Source organism: Blastopirellula retiformator (assembly GCF_007859755.1).
Taxonomy (GTDB): domain Bacteria; phylum Planctomycetota; class Planctomycetia; order Pirellulales; family Pirellulaceae; genus Blastopirellula; species Blastopirellula retiformator.
The window spans coordinates 1,581,736-1,601,380 of the sequence record NZ_SJPF01000001.1 but is presented as its reverse complement, the minus strand read 5'-3'; the positions used below and the strand labels follow the sequence as shown (position 1 = coordinate 1,601,380).

General features: G+C 58.7%; 18 protein-coding genes and 1 tRNA gene. 9 read left to right on the top strand and 10 right to left on the bottom strand.

Translation table 11 applies throughout. The features are described from left to right. Positions 1-18: 18 nt before the first annotated feature. Entirely contained in the window at positions 19-1,500 is a 1,482-nt protein-coding gene (locus Enr8_RS06690) for a GumC family protein (protein ID WP_186767474.1), read from the bottom strand. 411 nt (positions 1,501-1,911) lie between these two features. Between Enr8_RS06690 and Enr8_RS06685 the strand changes: the two genes are divergently transcribed. From Enr8_RS06685 to Enr8_RS06660, 6 genes are all read left to right on the top strand, one after another. Then, complete coding sequence (locus Enr8_RS06685; protein WP_186767473.1) at positions 1,912-3,021, top strand: GNAT family N-acetyltransferase; 1,110 nt, start codon at positions 1,912-1,914, stop codon at positions 3,019-3,021. A 30-nt stretch (positions 3,022-3,051) separates the two neighbouring features. Then, the gene (locus Enr8_RS06680) at positions 3,052-3,939 is read left to right on the top strand and encodes a polysaccharide deacetylase family protein (RefSeq protein ID WP_146429794.1); all 888 of its coding nucleotides are present in this window, start codon (positions 3,052-3,054) and stop codon (positions 3,937-3,939) included. Further along, positions 3,936-5,477, top strand: a complete 1,542-nt coding sequence (locus Enr8_RS06675) for a lipopolysaccharide biosynthesis protein (protein WP_146429793.1) — start codon at positions 3,936-3,938, stop codon at positions 5,475-5,477. Before Enr8_RS06680 ends, Enr8_RS06675 begins: the two co-directional genes overlap by 4 nt. Positions 5,478-5,488: 11 nt before the next feature. Then, positions 5,489-6,697, top strand: a complete 1,209-nt coding sequence (locus tag Enr8_RS06670; RefSeq protein ID WP_146429792.1) for a glycosyltransferase — start codon at positions 5,489-5,491, stop codon at positions 6,695-6,697. Positions 6,698-6,827: 130 nt separating this feature from the next. Continuing rightward, entirely contained in the window at positions 6,828-7,445 is a 618-nt protein-coding gene (locus Enr8_RS06665) for a lysophospholipid acyltransferase family protein (protein ID WP_390620156.1), read from the top strand. A gap of 11 nt (positions 7,446-7,456) precedes the next feature. Beyond that, positions 7,457-8,482 (top strand): phosphatidate cytidylyltransferase, encoded by a 1,026-nt coding sequence (locus tag Enr8_RS06660; protein WP_146429791.1) that lies wholly within the window; start codon positions 7,457-7,459, stop codon positions 8,480-8,482. Positions 8,483-8,651: 169 nt separating this feature from the next. Here the strand turns inward: Enr8_RS06660 and Enr8_RS06655 are convergent, their stop codons facing one another. Further along, positions 8,652-12,464, bottom strand: coding sequence for a family 10 glycosylhydrolase (locus Enr8_RS06655; protein ID WP_186767472.1), 3,813 nt, complete (start codon positions 12,462-12,464; stop codon positions 8,652-8,654). A gap of 372 nt (positions 12,465-12,836) precedes the next feature. Between Enr8_RS06655 and Enr8_RS06650 the strand changes: the two genes are divergently transcribed. Continuing rightward, a complete protein-coding gene (locus Enr8_RS06650) occupies positions 12,837-13,364 on the top strand; it encodes a GrpB family protein (RefSeq protein WP_186767471.1) in 528 nt (175 codons plus the stop codon). Between the two features lie 193 nt (positions 13,365-13,557). Here Enr8_RS06650 and Enr8_RS06645 read toward each other — a convergent pair whose 3' ends face one another. Further along, positions 13,558-13,890 carry a hypothetical protein gene (locus Enr8_RS06645; protein ID WP_146429788.1) on the bottom strand — a complete coding sequence of 111 codons (333 nt, stop codon included), beginning with the start codon at positions 13,888-13,890 and terminating at the stop codon, positions 13,558-13,560. A gap of 214 nt (positions 13,891-14,104) precedes the next feature. Continuing rightward, positions 14,105-14,338, bottom strand: a complete 234-nt coding sequence (locus tag Enr8_RS06640; protein ID WP_146429787.1) for a carbon storage regulator — start codon at positions 14,336-14,338, stop codon at positions 14,105-14,107. 432 nt (positions 14,339-14,770) lie between these two features. On the opposite strand from Enr8_RS06640, the gene Enr8_RS06635 reads away from it, so the two are divergent. Further along, a tRNA-Ser gene (locus Enr8_RS06635) sits at positions 14,771-14,852 on the top strand. A gap of 456 nt (positions 14,853-15,308) precedes the next feature. Here the strand turns inward: Enr8_RS06635 and Enr8_RS06630 are convergent. Continuing rightward, complete coding sequence (locus Enr8_RS06630; protein WP_146429786.1) at positions 15,309-16,064, bottom strand: hypothetical protein; 756 nt, start codon at positions 16,062-16,064, stop codon at positions 15,309-15,311. Further along, entirely contained in the window at positions 15,980-16,384 is a 405-nt protein-coding gene (locus tag Enr8_RS06625) for a DUF1937 family protein (protein ID WP_146429785.1), read from the bottom strand. Before Enr8_RS06625 ends, Enr8_RS06630 begins: the two co-directional genes overlap by 85 nt. 98 nt (positions 16,385-16,482) lie before the next feature. On the opposite strand from Enr8_RS06625, the gene Enr8_RS25265 reads away from it, so the two are divergent. Next, positions 16,483-16,635: a hypothetical protein gene (locus Enr8_RS25265; protein WP_186767470.1), complete on the top strand. Its 153-nt coding sequence runs from the start codon at positions 16,483-16,485 to the stop codon at positions 16,633-16,635. Between the two features lie 12 nt (positions 16,636-16,647). On the opposite strand, the gene Enr8_RS06620 is transcribed toward Enr8_RS25265, so the two are convergent. Genes Enr8_RS06620 through Enr8_RS06605 form a run of 4 tightly spaced genes read right to left on the bottom strand, consistent with a single transcriptional unit; the run spans position 16,648 to position 19,633 of the window. Next, positions 16,648-18,267, bottom strand: coding sequence for a sensor histidine kinase (locus Enr8_RS06620; RefSeq protein ID WP_186767469.1), 1,620 nt, complete (start codon positions 18,265-18,267; stop codon positions 16,648-16,650). Positions 18,268-18,319: 52 nt separating this feature from the next. Next, a complete protein-coding gene (locus tag Enr8_RS06615; RefSeq protein ID WP_146429783.1) occupies positions 18,320-18,835 on the bottom strand; it encodes a response regulator in 516 nt (171 codons plus the stop codon). Beyond that, positions 18,819-19,235: a response regulator gene (locus Enr8_RS06610; protein ID WP_146429782.1), complete on the bottom strand. Its 417-nt coding sequence runs from the start codon at positions 19,233-19,235 to the stop codon at positions 18,819-18,821. Before Enr8_RS06610 ends, Enr8_RS06615 begins: the two co-directional genes overlap by 17 nt. Next, positions 19,232-19,633, bottom strand: coding sequence for a response regulator (locus Enr8_RS06605; protein WP_146429781.1), 402 nt, complete (start codon positions 19,631-19,633; stop codon positions 19,232-19,234). Before Enr8_RS06605 ends, Enr8_RS06610 begins: the two co-directional genes overlap by 4 nt. Positions 19,634-19,645 lie beyond the last annotated feature (12 nt).

Here is a 19,645-nt window from a genome sequence, read left to right as displayed (position 1 = left end):
ACGCACGTCCGCGCACTTCTAGCGCGGATTGGCGTGCGACGCACGATTGGCGAGGTGGATCAGAGCGTCGGTAAAAGATAGTTTGCGGATCGATTGCGGGGCTGCGTCCTCCACGGCTTCGTTGGCGCCTCCCACGGCAGTCGGCGCCGTTTGCGCCGGTTCTGTCAATTGTGCAGGATGGGTCGTCAAGAACAGGATCCCCAGGCCGCATACCAGGCCGCCGAATACGCCCGCGGCGACGATTATCTTGCGGCTCGGTCCGACTGGATAGTCGCTCACTTCGGGCAACCCGACTCGCGTCAACAAACTTGTCGCATGGGCGGCCGCCAACGACGAACGTGCGTCGGCCAGATCCCGCTGCACTTCGGTCAGCTTTTCACTCCGCTGGCGAACTTCATTTTCCAGGTTGCCGTACGAGGCGCGAACTTCGGCCAAGTCGACCATGCGGCCGCTAATCTGATCACGTTGCCGAGCGTACCCTTCGATCCGTTGCTTCAGGACGCTTCGCTCCGCTTTCAAACCGCGGACGGCAATGGCAATTTCCTTAAACAGGTGGTCGCGCACCTCTTTCTCCGATTCCAGGGCCGAGCGTACCGCCGGATGATCGGCCGTTCGCGTTCCCTGCAACTGAGCCGTACGCAACTGGGCGTCGACCAGGCCATCTTTCAAGCGACGAAGTGCCGGCTGCGAATTGAGCAGGCTGTTGGGTGTGGCGAGCAACTCTTGCGGGTTGGCGGCGGCCGCCTCTAATAGCGACAGCAGTTGGTCGTTCGATTGTTGCTGGTCGCGAGCGCCCCGTAGTTCGGCTTCGACCTGAACGAACTGTTGCCGCAGGTTGCCGTCTCCCGAGCCCGACTCGTTCAAGATGCGAAGTTCGGCCAGATCGCGGCCGACTTCGGCTTCCAGTTTCGAGATTTTCTCGGTCGAGCGGTTCAGCACCTCGGCGGCCAGACGTTCACTTTCTTCTAGCTCGGCGACAACGCTTTTCGCTTTGTGATCGCGGACTTGTTCCAGTTGTTGATCCAGCTGATCGCAAAGCGTGGTGGCGAACAGCGCGGCCCGTTCGGGAGATTCGGCTTCGACATGAATCGAGAAGATCTCGGTCGTGCCAAACTCGGTGCCGGAGGGAGATCCGACCGAGATGTAATTGCGATAGGCGCTGATATTGTCGGCATTCGGCCAGTCGTTCGGCGCAGACGACAACCAACCGGTCGGCGGCGGGCCGATCTCTTCCAGCGTGCGGGCCACCACTTCTCGCGAACGAGCGATCGTCTGGATCGTCTCTTGCGCGGTTTTCATATCCTCGGGACGAGCGAAGGCGCCGGGTCGATCGAGTCCGCCAATGGAGACTTCCCGCAGCACAAGCGTCTGCGAGGCGGACCACATCGAAGGCTTTAGCAAAGCGTAACCGACCGCCGCAATGGTGATGACGACGGTCGGTACGATCCAGCGATACCGGTGGGCAAGGAGGATGTCGAGGATTTTTGGCGGGTCAATCATTGGCGGTCTGCCGGTGGGAGAAGAGCAAGCTTTAGGAGCGTACCCAGACGCCACCTGACTTGGCGGCGCCTCGGTCAACTCCAACCCAGTTCGTGACGGACCGATCATGCAGGCAGCGTGCCAAGCCCGGCAAAAAGCCGCAAACAATCAGCCGTAAAACGCTAACAGAGAACAACTTACAGCAAATACTGGCGGCAACATTTCCGACACGCAACTACCGGCTGACGGGGCATTTTCGCCACGTGATGACTCGGCGAAACGACCAGGTTGCTTTTTTGCATCATGGCAAGACCGGCATTTTGCCAATTTGATTTGCATTTAGGTCGCCATGGCGAATTGTTGTGTATCGGCACGACGTTTCCGAATCGGAACGAGACGATGCCGGTACGCCCCTTCCCGCCTGGTAGTGTTATGCGCGTTGAACGCCTGACGACATTTTCGGAATTCCTGACCGCCACGACCGACTGGTCGCCGTTGGTGCGGGAAGTTCCCTTTCGTCGCCCCCAGTGGCTTGTCCCCTGGTGGGAAAGCTATTTGTCGGGCGAACTCTATCTGCTCGCCATCTATGATGGCGATCGCCTGGCTGGTGCGCTGCCGCTGTATCGGACTCGCTCCGCCGCCAAGGGCGCCGTGTTACGTCTGATCGGCGATGGCGAAGTCTGCACCGACTACTGCAGCGTGTTGGCGACGTCGACCGATTTACCGCATGTCTGCGCGGCGCTTGCCGAGTGGCTGACCGACGCCGCGACTTCGACCGACCACAGTTGGGATCTGCTAGAACTGGAAAACGTCGCCGCTGACGATGAAGGGGTGTCCCTGCTTCGTCACGAACTCGACCAGGCGGGCAATCTGCTTCACGAGCGCGAAGCGCTGCAGTGCTGGCGATTGCAATTGCCGGCGAGCCTGGAGGAGTACGAGGCCGGCCAGTCCAAATCGCACCGCAAACAAATTCGCCGCTTCTACAAGCGCACCCTCGACACCGATCGAGCCCGACTGCACGTCTGCAATACGTTAGACCAGTTGCCCCATGCGATGGAAGTGTTGATCGATCTGCATATGCGTCGGCGTCAAAGCCTGGGGCAACCAGGCTGTTTCGCGTCGCCGCAGTTTGATCGCTTTCTGCGCCTGGCGGCGGCCGAGCTGACGACGATTGGTAAGTGCGAGATCCTCTGGCTCGACCTGGACCAGGCGCCCATCGCCGCCGAGATTCACTTCCTGGGCGAAGGCATTCCCTTCTGCTACCAGGCAGGCGTCGATCCTGATCGACTGACCGATGACCCCGGCAGCTTGATGCAAGCCGCGATCATTCGCCGATCGATCGAGCTGGGACATACCGCAATCGACTTCCTGCGAGGCGACGAACCCTACAAGGCCCACTGGCGAGCGACTCCGTATCGCTGCATTCACCTGCGAGCCACCCCCAACCGCACCGCCGCCAAAATGCGGCACGGCCTCTGGCTGGCTGGTCAGGAAGTAAAAAACTGGGTCAAGACGGGGCTCAACATCACCGCTACCGAGTAGCTCGGCGGCGCCTAACCGGCCACAAACGTTATGAGCATCTCCCGAGAACGACTGATCGACCTCTACTACCGCGCAACGTTGCCCTGGCGGCTACGCTGGAATCATCGTCATGCGCGCGTCGGTTTGGCGCCGGTGATGGTTTTGTTTTACCATCGCGTCGCCGACGACAACCCAAGCAGTTGGACGATCTCCAACAAACAGTTCGAGGAGCATCTCGACTGGATCGGCGCTCGGTTTGAGTTCGTCTCGCTCGAAGAATCGCAGCGGCGAATCGCATTACGTTACAACCCGCGTCCCTGCGTCGCGATCACGTTTGACGACGGCTATGCCGAAAACTGCGAGCAGGCGATTCCCTTGCTGGTCAAACGCAAGATCCCGTTCACCTATTTCGTCAGCACCGGCAACATCCTGACCGGGCAGCCGTTCCCGCACGAAGTCGATGCGGAGTTTCAGGCTCCGGTCAACACCATCGAGCAATTGCGCAACATCTCGGCCGCTGGCGGAGAGATCGGAGCGCACACGCGATTTCACGCCGATCTCGGCGCCGTCGATAACGAAGAACAACTGTACGACGAGGTTGTGCTCGCAACGCGCGAACTGGCCGATGCGGTTGGTCAATCGATTCGCTACTTCGCCTTTCCGTACGGACTGCCGAAGAACTTGAATGATCGCGCATTCGAGATGTGTCGCGACGAAGGCCTGCTCGGCGTTTGCTCCGCCTATGGCGCCTATAACATGCCTGGCGATGATCCGTTTCACTTGCAGCGGATTCATGGCGACCCCCAAATGTCGCGTCTGCGAAACTGGTTGACGATCGACCCTCGCAAGCTGTCGATTCCCCGCTATACTCCCGAAGCGATGTGCAGCAGCCCGCAATCGCCTAACCACGCCGACGAAGCGTCGGGAGTGATGGTATGAGCGCTGGAGCTTCCCCCGCTTCCAAGTCTGTCGCCTCCGACACTCCGAGTCAGATCTCCGCCACGCCGCTCGCCGAGAGCCTAGTTCTGCTCGCGCTGCTGACGGTCGTGCAGCGTCTGGTCGGCTTCATACGTGGCGTCCTATTTTGCCGCTGGCTTTCGCCCGAGCAACTGGGCCAGTGGGATCTGCTGTTCGGTTTTCTGATGCTGGCTGGGCCGCTGGTCGTGCTGGGCGTACCGGGCACATTCGGCCGCTATGTCGAGTATTACAATCAACGCCAACAACTGCGGACGTTTTTGAAGCGGACCGGCGTCGTTTCACTGGTGCTGACGATCTTGGGCTGCGCGGCGCTGATCGTCTGGGATCGCCAGGCGGCCATGATCGTGTTTAACGAAGAGGCTTCCTACCAAACGCTGGTCGCGACTGCGATCACCTTGGCGGCGGTCGTCGGCTTTAACTACCTGGTCGAGTTGTTCATCGGCATGCGGCAGATGCGCGTCGTGTCGGTGATGCAATTTGTCAACAGTTTGATCTTCGCCGCGGTCGGGTTGGGGCTGATTCAGTTCTGGGTGCCAACGTCGATGGCGGTCATCATTTCGTACGGCGTCGCTTGTGCGGCGAGCTGCGTCCTGGGCGCCTACTTCCTGACCAGCAAATATCGCCTGCTGCCGTCGGAGACTGAAGTCTCGACGCATCGCGAATTCTGGGCCAAGCTGGCCCCATTCGCCGCATGGATGTGGATCGCCAACTTGCTGTCGAATCTGTTCCTGATCGTCGATCGCTACATGATCGTTCACTTTGGCGGGTTTACGCCCGAGCAAGCGGCGACCGAAGTCGCCAACTATCACAGTAGTCGCGTCGTGCCGTGGTTGATGGCGTCGATCTCTGGCCTAGTAATTGGCGTGCTGCTGCCTCACCTGTCGGCCGACTGGGAAGCGGGCCGAAAGCGCGAGGTGGGAGACAACACCAACCTGATCATCAAGCTGGGCTCGCTGACGTTTGTCGGCGGCGGAGTGGCGATCCTATTTGCCGCGCCTTGGCTGTTTGGGGTCGTGTTCAACGGCAAGTATGACGGCGGGCTGGAAGTGCTGCCATGGACCGTCGCGTCTTGTGCTTCGAGCAGCATCGGCGGCTTGACCCTGCTTTACCTGTACTGCGCCGAGAAGGCGAGACTGGTCAGTCTGCTGTACGCGGTCGGCCTGACCTTCAATATCTGCTTGAACTTCCTATTGCTGCCGCGGTTGGGACTGGAAGGCGCCGTGTTGGCGACCGCCGTCTCCAACGGCGTCACCTTCTGCGTCGGTCTGATCTTGTGCCGGCGCCTGGGGATGGAAATCGATTCGGCAACCTGGATGGCGGTGCTGCTGCCGATGTCGCTCGGTTTCGGTCTGATGATCGCGGCGCCAATCTGGATCGTCATGATCTGGCAAGCCGTGAGCGGGCGCTCGATCTTGTCCAACAACGAAAGGCGGCAAATCGCCGCCGGGTTTAGCAAACTGCGCAATCGCTACGCGGGCCGCAAAAACGCGACCGCTTAAGGAGTCCTCCGATGAGCCGATACGTTCGCCAACCGCTCGATCGCCGTGGCCCGCTGCGGGTGATGTTCACTACCACCAGCATGCCGGTCGGCGGCGCCGAGACGCTGCTGGTCAACTTGATTCGTCGGCTCGATCGCACGCGGTTTGCCCCAGAGCTTTGCTGCACGAAAGAGCGAGGACCACTGGGAGAAGAACTGGCGCAAGAGATTCCGACTTTCGAACACCTGCTGAGCGGCAAGTACGATCTGCGCGTCTTGCCGCGGATGATCGAGCTGTTTCGCATGCGGCAGATTGACGCGATCGTCACGGTTGGCGCCGGCGATAAGATGTTTTGGGGACGGTTGGCCGCTTATCTGGCTGGCGTGCCGGTGATCGCTTCTGCGATTCATTCGACCGGCTGGCCCGATTCGATCAATTGGCTCAATCGCCGCCTGACCGCGATCACCGATCGGTTTATCGGCGTCGCCGATCCGCACGGCAAGCACCTGGTCAAGGTCGAAGGCTTTCCGCCTGAGAAAGTGGTGGTCATCCGCAACGGCATCGACACCGCCCGGTTCCGGCCCAACAGCGAAGCCCGCCGCAAGCTCCGTCGCGAGTTGCAAATCGCCGAGACCGCGCCGGTCTGTGGAATCGTGGCGGCGCTGCGGCCCGAGAAAGATCATCGCCTGTTTGTCGCCGCGGCGGCCAACGTGCTGGAAACAGTTCCTGAAGCCCGGTTTCTGATCGTCGGCGACGGGCCAGAGCGCCCCGGCATCGAAGCGGAATGTCGCGAGCTGGGCGTTGAGCGGCAGGTCGTTTTGATGGGCAATCGCAGCGATATTCCGGAAGTGCTGGCCGCGTGCGATCTGTTCGCACTGACCTCCAAGAATGAGGCGAGCCCGGTCTCGATTCTGGAAGCGATGTCGGTCGAGTTGCCGATCGTCGCCCCCCGGGTCGGCAGCATCCCCCAAGCGGTCGATGAAGGAAAAAATGGCCTGCTTTACCCCGCCAGCGATCTGGCGGCGGTCGCCAAAGCGATGCAAGAGCTGCTGTCGTCCCCTGCTCGGCTGCGAGAAATGGGGACCTCAGCGCGTGAAAAATCGATTCGCTATGGATCGCTGGAAACGATGGTCGAGGGGTACGAAGGGCTGATCGAGTCGATCTATTCGGCAAAATACCCGGAATCGGCGGAAATCGGCCCTCGCGCCGGATATGCCGGAAATCCTGCGTCGCCTGCGTAACGTCGCATAAATACAGACGTTACAAAGCATCCGCGGTCTATCGGAGCGCGAACCGGCGCGATACCATAGAGGCGTCGACATTTCCCTTATCGTGATGGGCGGTAGAAGGATCCGCCGTCTCTGAATTGCCGTGGACCTGAACCTCACCGCATCCTTTTTGACAGGGCTGACGAAAGTATTCGCAGGCCCGAGCGTGCGCTGGGTCGACTCGCAGCCAGACACGTGTCAGCGCGTCTACTTCGCCAATCACACGAGCCATGTCGACTCGATGGTGATTTGGTCGTCGCTGCCGACAGACGTGCGGAAGGTGACGCGTCCGACAGCCGCCAAAGATTACTGGTCGCAAGGATGGTTTCGTCGTCACTTGGCCCGTTCGCTCAACGCGCTGCTGATTGATCGCGACAAGATCAAAGTCCATCAAAGCCCGATCGACATGATGATTCGGGAGATCGGCGACAAGTATTCGTTGATCGTCTTTCCGGAAGGGGGACGAGCCCACAGCGACAGCGGCGAGATTCGGGCGTTCAAAAGCGGCATCTATTACCTGAATAAAAAGCGTCCCGACCTGGAACTGGTGCCGGTCTACATGGACAATATGAACCGCATTTTGCCGCGCGGCGAGTTTCTGCCGGTCCCGCTGCTCAGCCGCGTCGTGTTCGGCGCTCCGATCTGGCTGGAAAAGGGGGAGACGAAGAACGATTTTCTGGCGCGGGCGCGTCAGTCGGTCCTGCGGTTGCGAGACATTTAATCGGCCACGGAATGATTTTGTTTTCCCAAATCTTGACGCTGCTCGCCCAGTCGCCTAGCGGCCATCTTCTGGATGGACCGACCGGCGTCTTGCTGGGGGTCGTGATCGGCTGCTTGTTGATCGCCACCGCCGCCGGCCAGGTGCTGAAGCGGCAGCCCGACTCGAGCGTCAACCCGGCGATCGTCCAGGCGTTCATCCATCGCGTTCGCGCGTGGTGGTTGATGACCGCAATCCTGGCGGTCACCTTTTTGATTCCGACGCCGGTCGCGACGGTCATCTTGTTCGGGCTGATCTCGTTTTGGGCGCTGCGAGAATTCATTACGCTCACGCCAACCCGACTGGGCGATCACCGCACCTTGTTCTGGGTCTTCTTCGTCCTCACGCCAGCGCAATACGTACTGGTCGGCTTGGGGACGGCCCACTATGAACTATTCAGCATCTTGATCCCGGTCTACGGCTTCTTGTTCGTCTCGGCCCGGATCGCGATTGCTGGCGACTACAAGCGTTTCCTCGAGCGGGTCGCTAAGATTCAGGTCGGACTCTACATCTGCGTGTACGCTTTGAGCTATGCCCCGGCGCTGCTCTACCTAGAGAACTGGACCAACGCCGACTATTCGACCTCGGCCGGTCTCTTGTTCTTTTTCATTCTGATCGCCCAGCTGAGCGATCTGTTGCAGTTCGTCTGCGGCAAGTTTATTGGCCGCAACGTGATCGCCCCGTCGATCAACGCCAGTCGCACGTGGGAAGGGTTCTTCGCCGGCACCGGCTGCACGGCGATCATCGGCGCGGCGCTCTCGCTAACCGGCGCAACGCCATTTAACTCGTGGCAATCGGCGTTGATGTCGATCGTGATCGCCGTGATGGGCGCCGCTGGGACGATGACGATGAGCGCCATCAAAAGAGACCGCGGCGTGCGAGACTACGGCACGCTGGTCGAAGGTCACGCCGGCGTCTTGGACCGCATCGACGCCATCTGCTTCGCCGCGCCGGTCTTTTATCACATTACGCGGTACTACTTCACGACCCTGGCCGGGTAAGAAGACCAACACTAGCCCGCGGCGCCAGCGAGGGAATGCGTTGGGCTAAATAACGAATGTCGAAACCAGAATATCGAGGTTGAGATCATTCGTCATTCGAGCTTCGACATTCGTCATTCACTTGCGCACGCATTCCCTCGCTGGCGCTGCGGGCTAGTATTTTGCTTTCTTAGAACCGCGGGAACCGCGGGGTGTATTTGCGGAGCCATTCGAACCGCGATTCTTCTTTCGGTTCGGCCGGCGCAGGGCGGTCGGGCAAGGTCGCCGTTCGTTCCACGCCCTTTGGCTGCTGCGTCAGTTCGGGGGCGATCGGCACTCGCTCTTGCAAGAACCTCACCCAATAGCTGTCGAGAATTCGGTAGCAATCGGCGAACTGCCCCTGATGGTACTTGCCGTCGGAAAGAGTCCGCAGCTTTTGCAGTTCCCGCTTCTCCCCTTCGCTGAAACCGACGTCGAAGACCTGCACTTCGTCAATCGACACATCGCCGGCCCCCATCAAATCAAAGCCGACCTTCAAGTCGACCAGTTCGGTGGGCAAGTCATACACGCCATGCTCGAAGATCCGCCAGTTCGGTTCGACCACCGGATTTGGCCCGGCGCCCAGCGACAGCGGATGATAGTAGTCTTCGCCATCGACCGAGATTCGCAAGGGTGGCGATAGCTGAGCCCGGTTGCTGCGAATCTGGGCCCGGACGAAGAGTCGGCCCGTGGAGGGACGCGGAATCGAATCGCTCCGAATCCAGGCAACGCCGCCATCGCTTTGCATCTTCAGGGCGTTGACGCCGTTCGGCGGATTGTCGGTGTCGAGCGAAACGCGGGCGTCGGCCGCCGAGTTGAAGGTCCAGTTGGCGAGCCCTTCTCCTTGTTGCGGGGTTTCGAAGCCTGGATTCTTGAGCACTGCCAACGGCGGCACGCTCCGCAAACTGCGTAGGCGAAGCGAAAAATCTTTGTTGCGTTGATCCAGGGCCGCCAACATGGCCGACGGCAAGAGCGCCTCAGCCGACTCAAACGCCGTCGCTGGCGAGTTGATCGCAAACGCTTCCAGCCCATACGCCGGTAACGTCACCGACCAGGCGGCGTCGCCGGCACTGAGCGAAACATCCTCCGCCGCCGACTTACCGAGCGGAGTGGCAGTCGTCGCCATGGCGCTGCGAACCGTCATGTTCAAGGTAATCGGCCACGGCGAGGCGTTGGCGAAGTAACAGTAGGTCGTTCCGTTCTTTACCAGCCGACGTGCGACTACCGGTTGCAGCGGGCTTGGCTTCGCCCAAGCGATGTCGTCAAACCGCTCACGCGGCAGTGCAGTAATCGTCTGCAGCACCTCGCGAACGTTCTCTTCTTCGCCCAGCGGAACGGTCCAACCGCCGCGCAGGAGCAGAGCCGCATCGACGTCGACCAGCGCTTCGATCAGCGGACGCCGAGCCTGGCGCCCCACGCCGACAAACTCGGCCGCGATCCAAGAGAAGTTGTCGGCCCCGCCGAACGGATTCGCCTGGTCGAGTTTCGTCAAACGCATCGTCGCCGGCACGTGAAATTCCAGCACGCCGCGATTAACGTGTTGACTGTAGGCCGCTTCCTCTTGCGAGGCGTTGATCATCTCGTACGCGCCGAGATTCGCCGGCTCTCCCTCGGGACGGACATAGCCGGTCCGCAGCAGCGCGATGGCGTCGCTGGCCTGTAGTTGCGGCCGACTAACGCCTGCTTCCAGCAGCGCTGCATCTAGCGTCATATTTCGGAGTAAGGTCGGCGCCAGACGATCGTTCCAGTCGTAGCCGCGGAAAGCGCCGGCCGTATCAAGCATCAACAGCCCGCCGGGCTTCCTGCGGCGGATGCTTTGTGCCGCTGCGTCATAGAACTGCGACAGCTGATCGGCTCGCCAAGCGAGCCACGCCTGACGATGTTGTCCTAGAATGGCGGTCGACGGGCGTGGGCCGAGCTCGTGGATCGAGTTGGCGATCCGCGTCTCTTGCAGAAACCGCGTCACGGTTTCGCGATCCATGCCCCATTTGGCGCCTGGCAGTTGAGCGTAGCCGTTGGCGTTCAGCTGCAGCGTAACGCCGCCGAACGACGGATGGTGACCATACCGCTGAACCAGTTCCTCGACGACCTGCGCCATCGCCGCACGAACCTCAGGGCGAAGCGGATTGTAGTACGCGCCCTGCCCTCCGGCGCTGCTGACGTCAAGCGCCAGTCGACCTTGCTCGTCAACCAGGTCAATTCGGCCATCGCCGTAGGTCTCGCGCAATTGTTCGAGCGCCGCCAATGGCGAGTTGAATTCGATCGCCGGGAACAACGTCAATCCGGCGCGATCAAACTGTCGCAGCAGCATTTCCAGCACGTCTTTTTGAACCGGGTCGCGACCATCCAAAAAGTACACGCCCTTGTCGTATTTCGGATTGGTGAGGATCAGCTGGCTAGGAAACAGAGCCGAACCTTCGCTGAGCACCGAGATTGACGCGCCGTTGTAGCCGGTATGCTGCAGGTACTTCACCAACCGATCGCCCCCTTCGTAGAAGGTGAGCCAATCGTCCAGGCTGCGCTGCGAGACCGGATTCACATCTTGAGTCGCCGAGAAGGTCGAGACGAACAGCGGCTTCTCGAAATGGGCGATCGCCAATCGACCGTCGGCCAGCGGCTGCGCGGTTGCGGGCGCAACGGCCGCTTGTCCGGCCAGTACGCGTATCCGACCGAAGACCGCCTCGCCGTCGTCACGACGATTGGTCAGCACCAACAGCGGCGTCGAACTTTTGGGCCAGAAGACCAGACGATGCTTTTTCACCTCGGCCGTCTCACCGCCGACCAGACCTTTGTTCTCAAGTCCGGCGTCGACGCCGATCGGTGAGATCGCCCCGGCGGCATTCGGTTCAATCACGCTGATCCCCAGGCTCTGGGGAACATCGCTAGGGAACTCAATCTCCAGCAGATGCGGCTCGCCGACTCGTTCGATCGCCAGCGGAAAGGCATGCCAACCGTCGACCGTCAGTTCGCTCCATTTGCGATCGAGATGACTGCGGGTTGTCGGCGGTTGATTGAATAATTCGGTCGGGCGCTGACGACGCCACGGATTGTATTGCGATAGCCGCGACATCCGTTGCCACCACCCGGGACTGGCCGGGTCGATGTCGACGATCGAGCGCAGCGGTCCATCCTCAAGAGACGCCGCTTTGGCGGGATCAATCACGACCAGTTGCACCTTTCGTTCGACAAGCGGTTTGGCCGAAAAGACCAGGTTCGCCAACCGATCCTCCACCAGCGTCGCCGTCAGTTCGTAGACCCCTTCTTCGCTGGGCAGCGGCACCGGAAAGGTGGTCGGCAAGTCGACGCCGCCACTGCGATCTGCCGAGACCGCTTCGCTTTGCGACCAAATCGCGTCGGTCTGGCGAGCGTGACTGAGTCGCAATTCAAATCGCAACTTGGCGCCCAACGGCAACTGCGGCTCGACCGCCTGGTAGCGGACCGAGAACGTTTCTCCTGGCGCGAAGACGAGACTCGGCCGGTCGAAGATGGGCCGCAGCATGTCACCTGGGGTACGCCGCACTAACAGCTGCGTTCCCTGGTCGTCAAGCGCCGCACTATGCGGGCGATCGACCAACAGTTGCAGCGGAACGACGATCGCTTCGGCGCTGCCGTCGGTTGACTGGGGATAAAGGTGGATTTGCAGGTTGGCCGAAAGGGGCGCCGTGACCGAGATATCGAAACCATCGTAGGCCCGCTCGGTGCGATGTTCGATCCGCAAACGACCGTCGACCTGGCGAACGGCTCGCGCCTCGTCCGCTTCCATCCCTAACAAGCGATTGAGTCGAAGCTGACCGGTGGAAACGCGAACGTCGCCGCTCCAGCGTTGTACCGGTCCGCCGCCCCAGGCAATCCGCAGATCAAGCTGAACTGGCTCGTTTGGGTCCTGGGCAACGGCGAAATTCGCCAAGCCCAGCAGCGACCAGACCAATAGAATTGGCGCATAGCAACAGACAAGACGCGCCATACTACGCCGCGCGCGTCTCACCGTCGGACCTCCTTGTCCGCGAGAAAACGCCATCTGCTGGTCGATTTTCCGTTAAAATGCCATCCGAGCAATCACGAGATACAGGCCGGGGATTATAGGCCGACAAGCCGGTTTGCGACTAGAGTGATCTAGCTGCCTGTTGAAAAATGCCCTCGTGGCATTTTCCAACCTCGCCAGGCTCAGAGCATAGCTCTTCGCGGCTCCCAAAATAACGACTTCCGTCGCTATTTTGGGATCGCATCCCCGCGATCCAGCAGCCCGTTGAGAAAATCAACGGACTGCTAGGCGATCGCCGCCGGAATCGTGTTGTAAATGCCGCCCGCCGCTAGCACCGACCGAGGAGCGAGTTCAGTGAGTCCACTTGTGTTGTACGCCTATGACCCCCGCTGGCCCCAAGCCTTTGAGCAAATGAAATCGAGCCTGCGATTTGCGGCCGAAGGTTTGATTTCGGAGGTCGAGCATGTCGGCGGAACGGCGATTCCGCTGGCGCCAGCTCGCGATGGCGTGGTCGATTTGCTGGTGGCCGTCGAAAATGCCGAGCAACTGGCGGCGGTCGCTCCTTATATCGAAGGCCTCCGCTTTACCCCGGTCGAAACCAAGCTGGGCGGAGAGGGCGTCTTGGGCGAGTTCCGTCGTCCGCGGGTTGGCAGCACCCCCGCCTATCGGCTGTTGATGGCGCCGTTTGAGGGAGACTTTTGGCAGCGGGCGATTCAGTTTCGAATCGCGATTTCGCATTGCGGCGGTTCGACCGAGCGTTATGCGCAGCTCAAGCGGCGGTTGGCGACGGCCGGCGCGGACGGAGCGCAGTACGAACTCTCGAAGCTCGTTTTCTTCCGCCATATCGAAGAGCAGCACAGTGGCGGCGGAGCGCTTGAGTAGGTAAGCGATCTACAATATAGAAGCGAGGTAAGCCAGCCGGAGAGTGGAGAGGCTCGGGGTAGTGGTCGTTCGGCGCCCAGTCGCGCGTTCGACGAAGCGCCTCTCGACTCCCCGGCTAGGGGCTTACTTCGGCGACTTTGGCGGCAACAGGTCCCACCAAAGTCGCAGGGAGGTGTACGGTAGAAAATCGGCGCTAGGTCGTGGCGTCGTCCGACTTTACGTCGGAAGTTAGACCGTCAGGACGGGCGGTGCGACGACGACGCTTGGTTTTTGTCGTGCTCCATTCTTTGGTCAGCGATTCGAAGACGTCAGGCGATTCATAACGAATCACGTTCTTGCCCTCGGGCATCGGACCAATCAAGCCACGAAAGATCGGCATTCCGCGCAGTCCAAGATCGGTGCTGCAATCTTCGACGCCGACTTGGATGTGCATCTTCAGCAGAGGTTCCGCGGTATCGTAATCTTTGATCCGCAGTTGACCATTTTGACCGCGGGTCACGATTCGGTAAGTATCCTTCTTTGCCATAAACGCCTCCTCCGCTGTTGTCTCGTCGTTTGTTCCCAATCGCTCTTGGCGACAGGGATAGTTATCGACGGGTTGCTAGCAGAGACAAAGGTTTTCTGACTAAGGACTTAAAGCGAGACTATCGAATACAAGCGGCACAATGCACACGACGTGCGACCCACCACCCGGCGTGGTGATCCGTCGCGATCTATTTGCTGCCGACGTGGCCGGATAATTAGCCGACGTAGGAGTTTTGCGCATGCGTACCAGCGTGCGAATAGAACGGAATCGCGGCTGGCAGCTCTGGCTGCTTGTCTTGGTGGTCATCCAATTCACCACGGCGAATTCCCATTTCGGCCGGGGCGTCGATGCCAACACGAACGCGGCCACCCTTCAACTGGCTGATGGTGATCACGATATCATCGCCGATACGGATGGTTTCGCCCGGTTTGCGTGTTAGAACCAACATAAGCTTAAGCTCCTGGGGGAATAATCGAGGAAAATCCATTTACCTTGCGTGAGCGGAAAAGTTGTAGAAGCAAACGGCAAACCAAACAGGCCAAAAGGCGCGAAAATCGTCGATTTTCTCAATTTTGGTCACTCTTCGGCGGTTTTGCTCACGTTTTGTTGGTGGTCCGCCGACAGCCATTCCGCCAGACTGGTTTCGATCCTGCCAACATCGCCCCAAACCGCATAATGCATGCATTCCCTACCGACGTTGGTGTTGGTCAAAATTGAACAGCAAAATTCAACGCTGTTCGCTGTGGGCCCCGTTTCAGACGGAGACGCAGGCCAAAATCTGTTTCAAGATGAGACGCCGCCGCCCTAATTTCCCAGACGAACCATCGCGGGGGCGGACTTGTCTATTAAGCGTCCAACGTTAAACTAAGGGACTTCGCCTGGAGGGTACGCGAATGGTTAGCAACCTGACTCGAAATCAGGCGCCCGGCAACGGGTTGAGGGTTCGACTCCCTTGCCCTCCGCTTTTGGCCGAAAAGGCTATTGAGATAAGGACTTGCGTCGATGACGCGAGTCCTTTTTTTGTTTCTTGGGTCCACTTTCTCGGCTGGGACATTTCCGCGCAATATCAGTCTTGGCACCCTTTGCCACTTGCAGTTTTGTCCATTAACGGCGTGTTGGACGAAGTACGGACTCAAGAGCATCGGCCCTAAGAAGAAATTCGCCGATCTTACTCGCCTGAATTTTTCTTTGCGGCTCGGTTTCGTCGTTCGGTGATTGTCTTTTTTTTGCTCTTTCGACGTGCTCCCAAAATCGACGCGATTTCTTCTTGTGATTCTTCCGGCAAGAGAAACGATCTTGCTGTGATCGTCCTACCAGAATGTGTCACCGGGATCATCGAAGAAGCAATTTCGCTCGATTGTCGCTGGACATTTCCGTGAAGGATTTGGCCGTCCATTAAATTGCCTCCATAATCGCGATCAGTATCTAACTTCAATGTACCTGCTGATTGCAACGGCTACAGCGGGAAATAATTGCAGCACTGATTCATCGTCAAAAAAATCAACACAAGTTGAATCCGCATACAGCACCCCCTGTATAGGGGAGCCAATTGGAATCGCTACCCAAGATCTTGTAAGTGGATCCAAACGCTTCGCTTCCGCCTTCGTAAAACCCCAGACCTCCGTCAGATCCTTAAAAAACAGGGCCGCGTCATTGTTTTCACGTTTTGCAGTGATGCAACGGTCTTTAGTTATAGCTCGACCAATAATGCCCGCCTTTATATTGAACTTTCTACGTGACGTAGGTTCGTCTGGATCTCCGCCGACGTAGTCCAACGCCTGAACTAGCTTGCTATTTTCAAAATCCGGCACGTGAATTGTCAGCCGAATACGCGTGTCCTGCCTTGCTTCGCGAGGCACTGCCTGCATCAACTGATGATGCAGGACGTACAGGCACGCTTCCAAATCGTGGATCGAGTCTTCATCTTCTTGTTTCTTCCACTGCGCTCGAAATTTCAGGCATGCAAGTACTACGATTCCCAAGGCACCGATCACATAAAGGCAACCAGCGATAAAATCAGGCCACTTTCCCACTGCGAACGAACGCATTGCTGTCGCCGCCCCAGCAAACAGCGCAAACCACGCGATGATTACGTCATAGACGAAGTGTCTTTCGATGATTCGTTGCCAACTGGTTTTTGGCGTGGGAATTCTGGACTTTCTCGCTTTAGCCATTCCTCGAACTCTTCGAATTGCTCAAACACAGGTATACCTAGCGTCCGTGCGAGGTCGACCTCGCCACACGCCCCTATCGAACTCTCCCAACCTTCAGTACACACAATCGCATCACAACGTTTAATCATTTCCTTGTCACCTTCAAGCCAAACGTTGTCGTGAGTAGCACCGCCAAAAAAGGCGGTGTTCTTGTGAGGGCAAATACAAGCCGCGCCGGCTAACCAAACCCTCAATGCCAACCGCTCTGCCTTCTGAATGTTGACAAGAACCCCATACTCACTTTCTGCTCGGTATGGGCCTGCGACATAAACAACCTTCATTTCTTCTCCCCTCCGGTGCAGTGTCTAAAGTTATCACCCCCAACCTGGGGAATGTCAATTGAGCAATCTCTAAATCATACGGCGCCAGAGTGACACCAATGGTCACTCAAATTTCGGATAAGGGATCAACAAAGGCGGCCGATTTTGTTCGCGGCACGGGCGGAGACGGTAAAATGTCAGGTCCAGCAGATGAGCAGGTTCTAAGAATCGGGCTGATCTCCACGCGCGAGAACAACACCCTGCTCGGCTGAATAACGCGGCCACTAGTGAGAAGCTGCAACCTCGCCAAAACCGAGGCTCTCCTCACGTGCTGGACGATTTTCGCCCAGCGGCAACGTGAAATAGAAAGCGCTCCCCTGGCCAGGAGTCGATTCGACCCAGATCCGGCCGCCGCTGCGCTGGACGATTCGCTTGCAGACGGCCAGGCCGATGCCGGTGCCGCTAAATTCGTGGCGATTGTGCAGCCGCTGAAAAATGACGAATACCTTCTCAAAGTGCTTCGGGTCGATGCCGATCCCGTTGTCTTTGATGCAAAACTCGAACTCTTGCTCGCAGGGACGGCCGCCAATGTGGATTCGGGGGGCAACCTCCTTGCGGTACTTCATCGCGTTCCCGATCAGGTTTTGCAAGAGCAAAGCCAATTGGCTCTCATCCGCCATGACCGGCGGAAATTCGTCGACGGTGATTTCGGCTTCCGACTCTTCGATGGTCACTTCCAGGTTGTCGATCACGGCCTGGATGACGCGATTCGGATTGACCGACGTGACCGGCTTGCCGCGGGTCGTGATCCGGCAAAACTCGAGCAAGTCGCGGATGAGCGTTCGCAGACGTTCGGCGCCATCGATGGCGACGTCTAAGAATTCGATCCCCTCTTCGTCGAGTCGATCTCCCTTGTCCTCTTTCAACAGTTGGCAGTATGACGAGATCTTGACCAGCGGCTCCTGCAGATCGTGAGACGCGATGTAGGCGAACTGCTCCAACTCTTCATTGTTTTGCGCCAGTGTTTCGTTAACCCGGACCAGGTCGTTCTTCAGACGCTCTCGTTCCGAGATGTCGACGATCGCCGCCAGGACGAAATTCCCCTCTTCGGTCTCTAGCGGACCTAGTCCAATTTCGATCGAAACCTCGGCCCCGTCGCTCCGCAGCCCAAAGACGTCGCGACGCCCCCCCATCGGCCGCACGGTCGGATTCAGAAAGTATTTGTCCCGGTTGGCGGGATGCTCTTCGCAATAGCGATCGGGCACCAGCAGTTCGACCCGCTGCCCAATCAGTTCGTCGCGGGCATAGCCGAACAGCTTTTCGGTCGCGGCGTTCACCAGCACAATAGTTCCCGCTTTGTCGATCATGACCATCGCGGCTGGGGCCAGGTCGAAAGTCGCCCGAAATCGATACTCGAATCGCCGCAGCTTGTCGTTGGTTTCGACAATGGCCCGATGCTGAGCGTCAATTTCGTACCGCATCTGGTTGAAGCTACGCGTCAGTTCTCCCAACTCATCGTCAGATACGACCGGCACGTCGGCCTTCCGTTCGCCATTGGCCAGTTGATGCATCGCGTGCGACAGGGCTGTGACCGGCTCCACCAATTGCCGGGCATTTCGCCGCGCGACGAAGAAGGCGATGTTGAGCAGCGCGAAAAAGAGAGCGATGGCGACGACCATCGACAAGTTCGCCGCGTCTCTGGCCAACTGTAAGCGATGGAGCAGCTCGCCCGACTGCTGGTCGCCAATATCCGACGCCAGGCGGCTTAGTTCCGCCGGTGGCGGTAGCGAGTTCCGCACGAGCACGTTTAAGACGGCCGTAATCAGCAGGACGCCAAGTCCGAACATGGCGACCTGCAAGTGCGAGCTCAACAAGCGTCGATACAGAGTGATCCGTCGACTCATATCGCCGCCCTCATTCTTGAGTTTCCCTGCGCGCCGAACAGTCATACGTTGGCTATGCCGGTACCAAATCGGTCAACGTCGTAGTCAGGCGATTCCAATCGACCGGCTTGGTCAAGAACTCGTCCGCGCCCAGCATTCGCATTTTTCGCTCCAGCGGCGTATCGCGTCGCCCGGTCAGGACAATCACAGGAATGCTGGCGGTAGCCGGCGACTCTTTCAGCCGTCCCAGGACGTAGTCCCCCTGCCCCATCGGCAATTCGTAGTCGAGCAAGATCGCTTTCGGCGCGTCAAAAAAGGCGCGACGATAGCCTTCCATGCCGACCCCAGCGCGAATTGTGCGGAAGCCGACCTCTTCGAGCTTGATCCGCAACATCGCGGCGAAGTCGTCATCATCTTCGATCGTCAACACCCACGGACGTTCCGACCCGGGCTCCAGCCGCTCGAAATCTTCGCCCCACAACGCGTCATCGGCGCCGGCGGAGCACATCGCGAAGATATCGTCGATCTCTACATTGTGCTTCGCATCGTCGGTGGACGACGGAACATTCGGTTTAGCTGGCGACTGCATGAGTTTCTTCTCCGGTAGTCAAGAGTTCATCCAATAGCGGTTCGATCCGCGCCCAAATGTTCGCACACTTCGGAACGTAGTAGGCGCACAACGAATGACATCGGCGAATCGTCTCTTCGCTGGAGCAGCCGGTCAAAATGATGACCGGGACTCCGCTTAGGCGATGATGATTCGCCAGCATTTCACATACGCTTAGGCCGTTACCCTGCGGCATGTTAACGTCGAGGATAATCACGTCTGGCATGACTCGCTCCGCCTTTTGCAACGTCGTCATTGCGTTGCAGGCGAAGTGAACCCCAAGTCCTTTCTGGCGACAATGAAACGCCAACAGTTCGACAATATCAGCGTCGTCATCCGCAATCAGCGTTCGAAAGCCCATCGATACGTTCTCCAACTTCATGGTTGCACAACTTCAGGTGGTTCTGTCGCCGCTTCGTCAAAGACGGCGTTGACCGTCGAAACGAGTCGCTTTCCCTCGTATGGTTTTTTCACAAAGTAGCGAGCGCCGGCGTCCAAGGCCCGCTGCTCGTCGCGTAGGCTCGCCGACAGCATCACGACCGGAATATCGCCGGTTTCGGTCTTGGCCCGCAGTTCTCCCAAGGTCTTCAAGCCATCCATTTTCGGCATCAACATGTCCAACAGGATTAAATCAGGCGTCGTTTGGCCGGCGATCTCCAACCCTTCGAATCCATCTTTCGCAATGATCGTTTCGTAGCCGGCGTGACGCAACCAACAACTAACGCCTAGCTGAATGTCGGTTTCATCGTCGATCACCAAGACTCGTTTGTTCCGGCACATTGAACTTCCCCT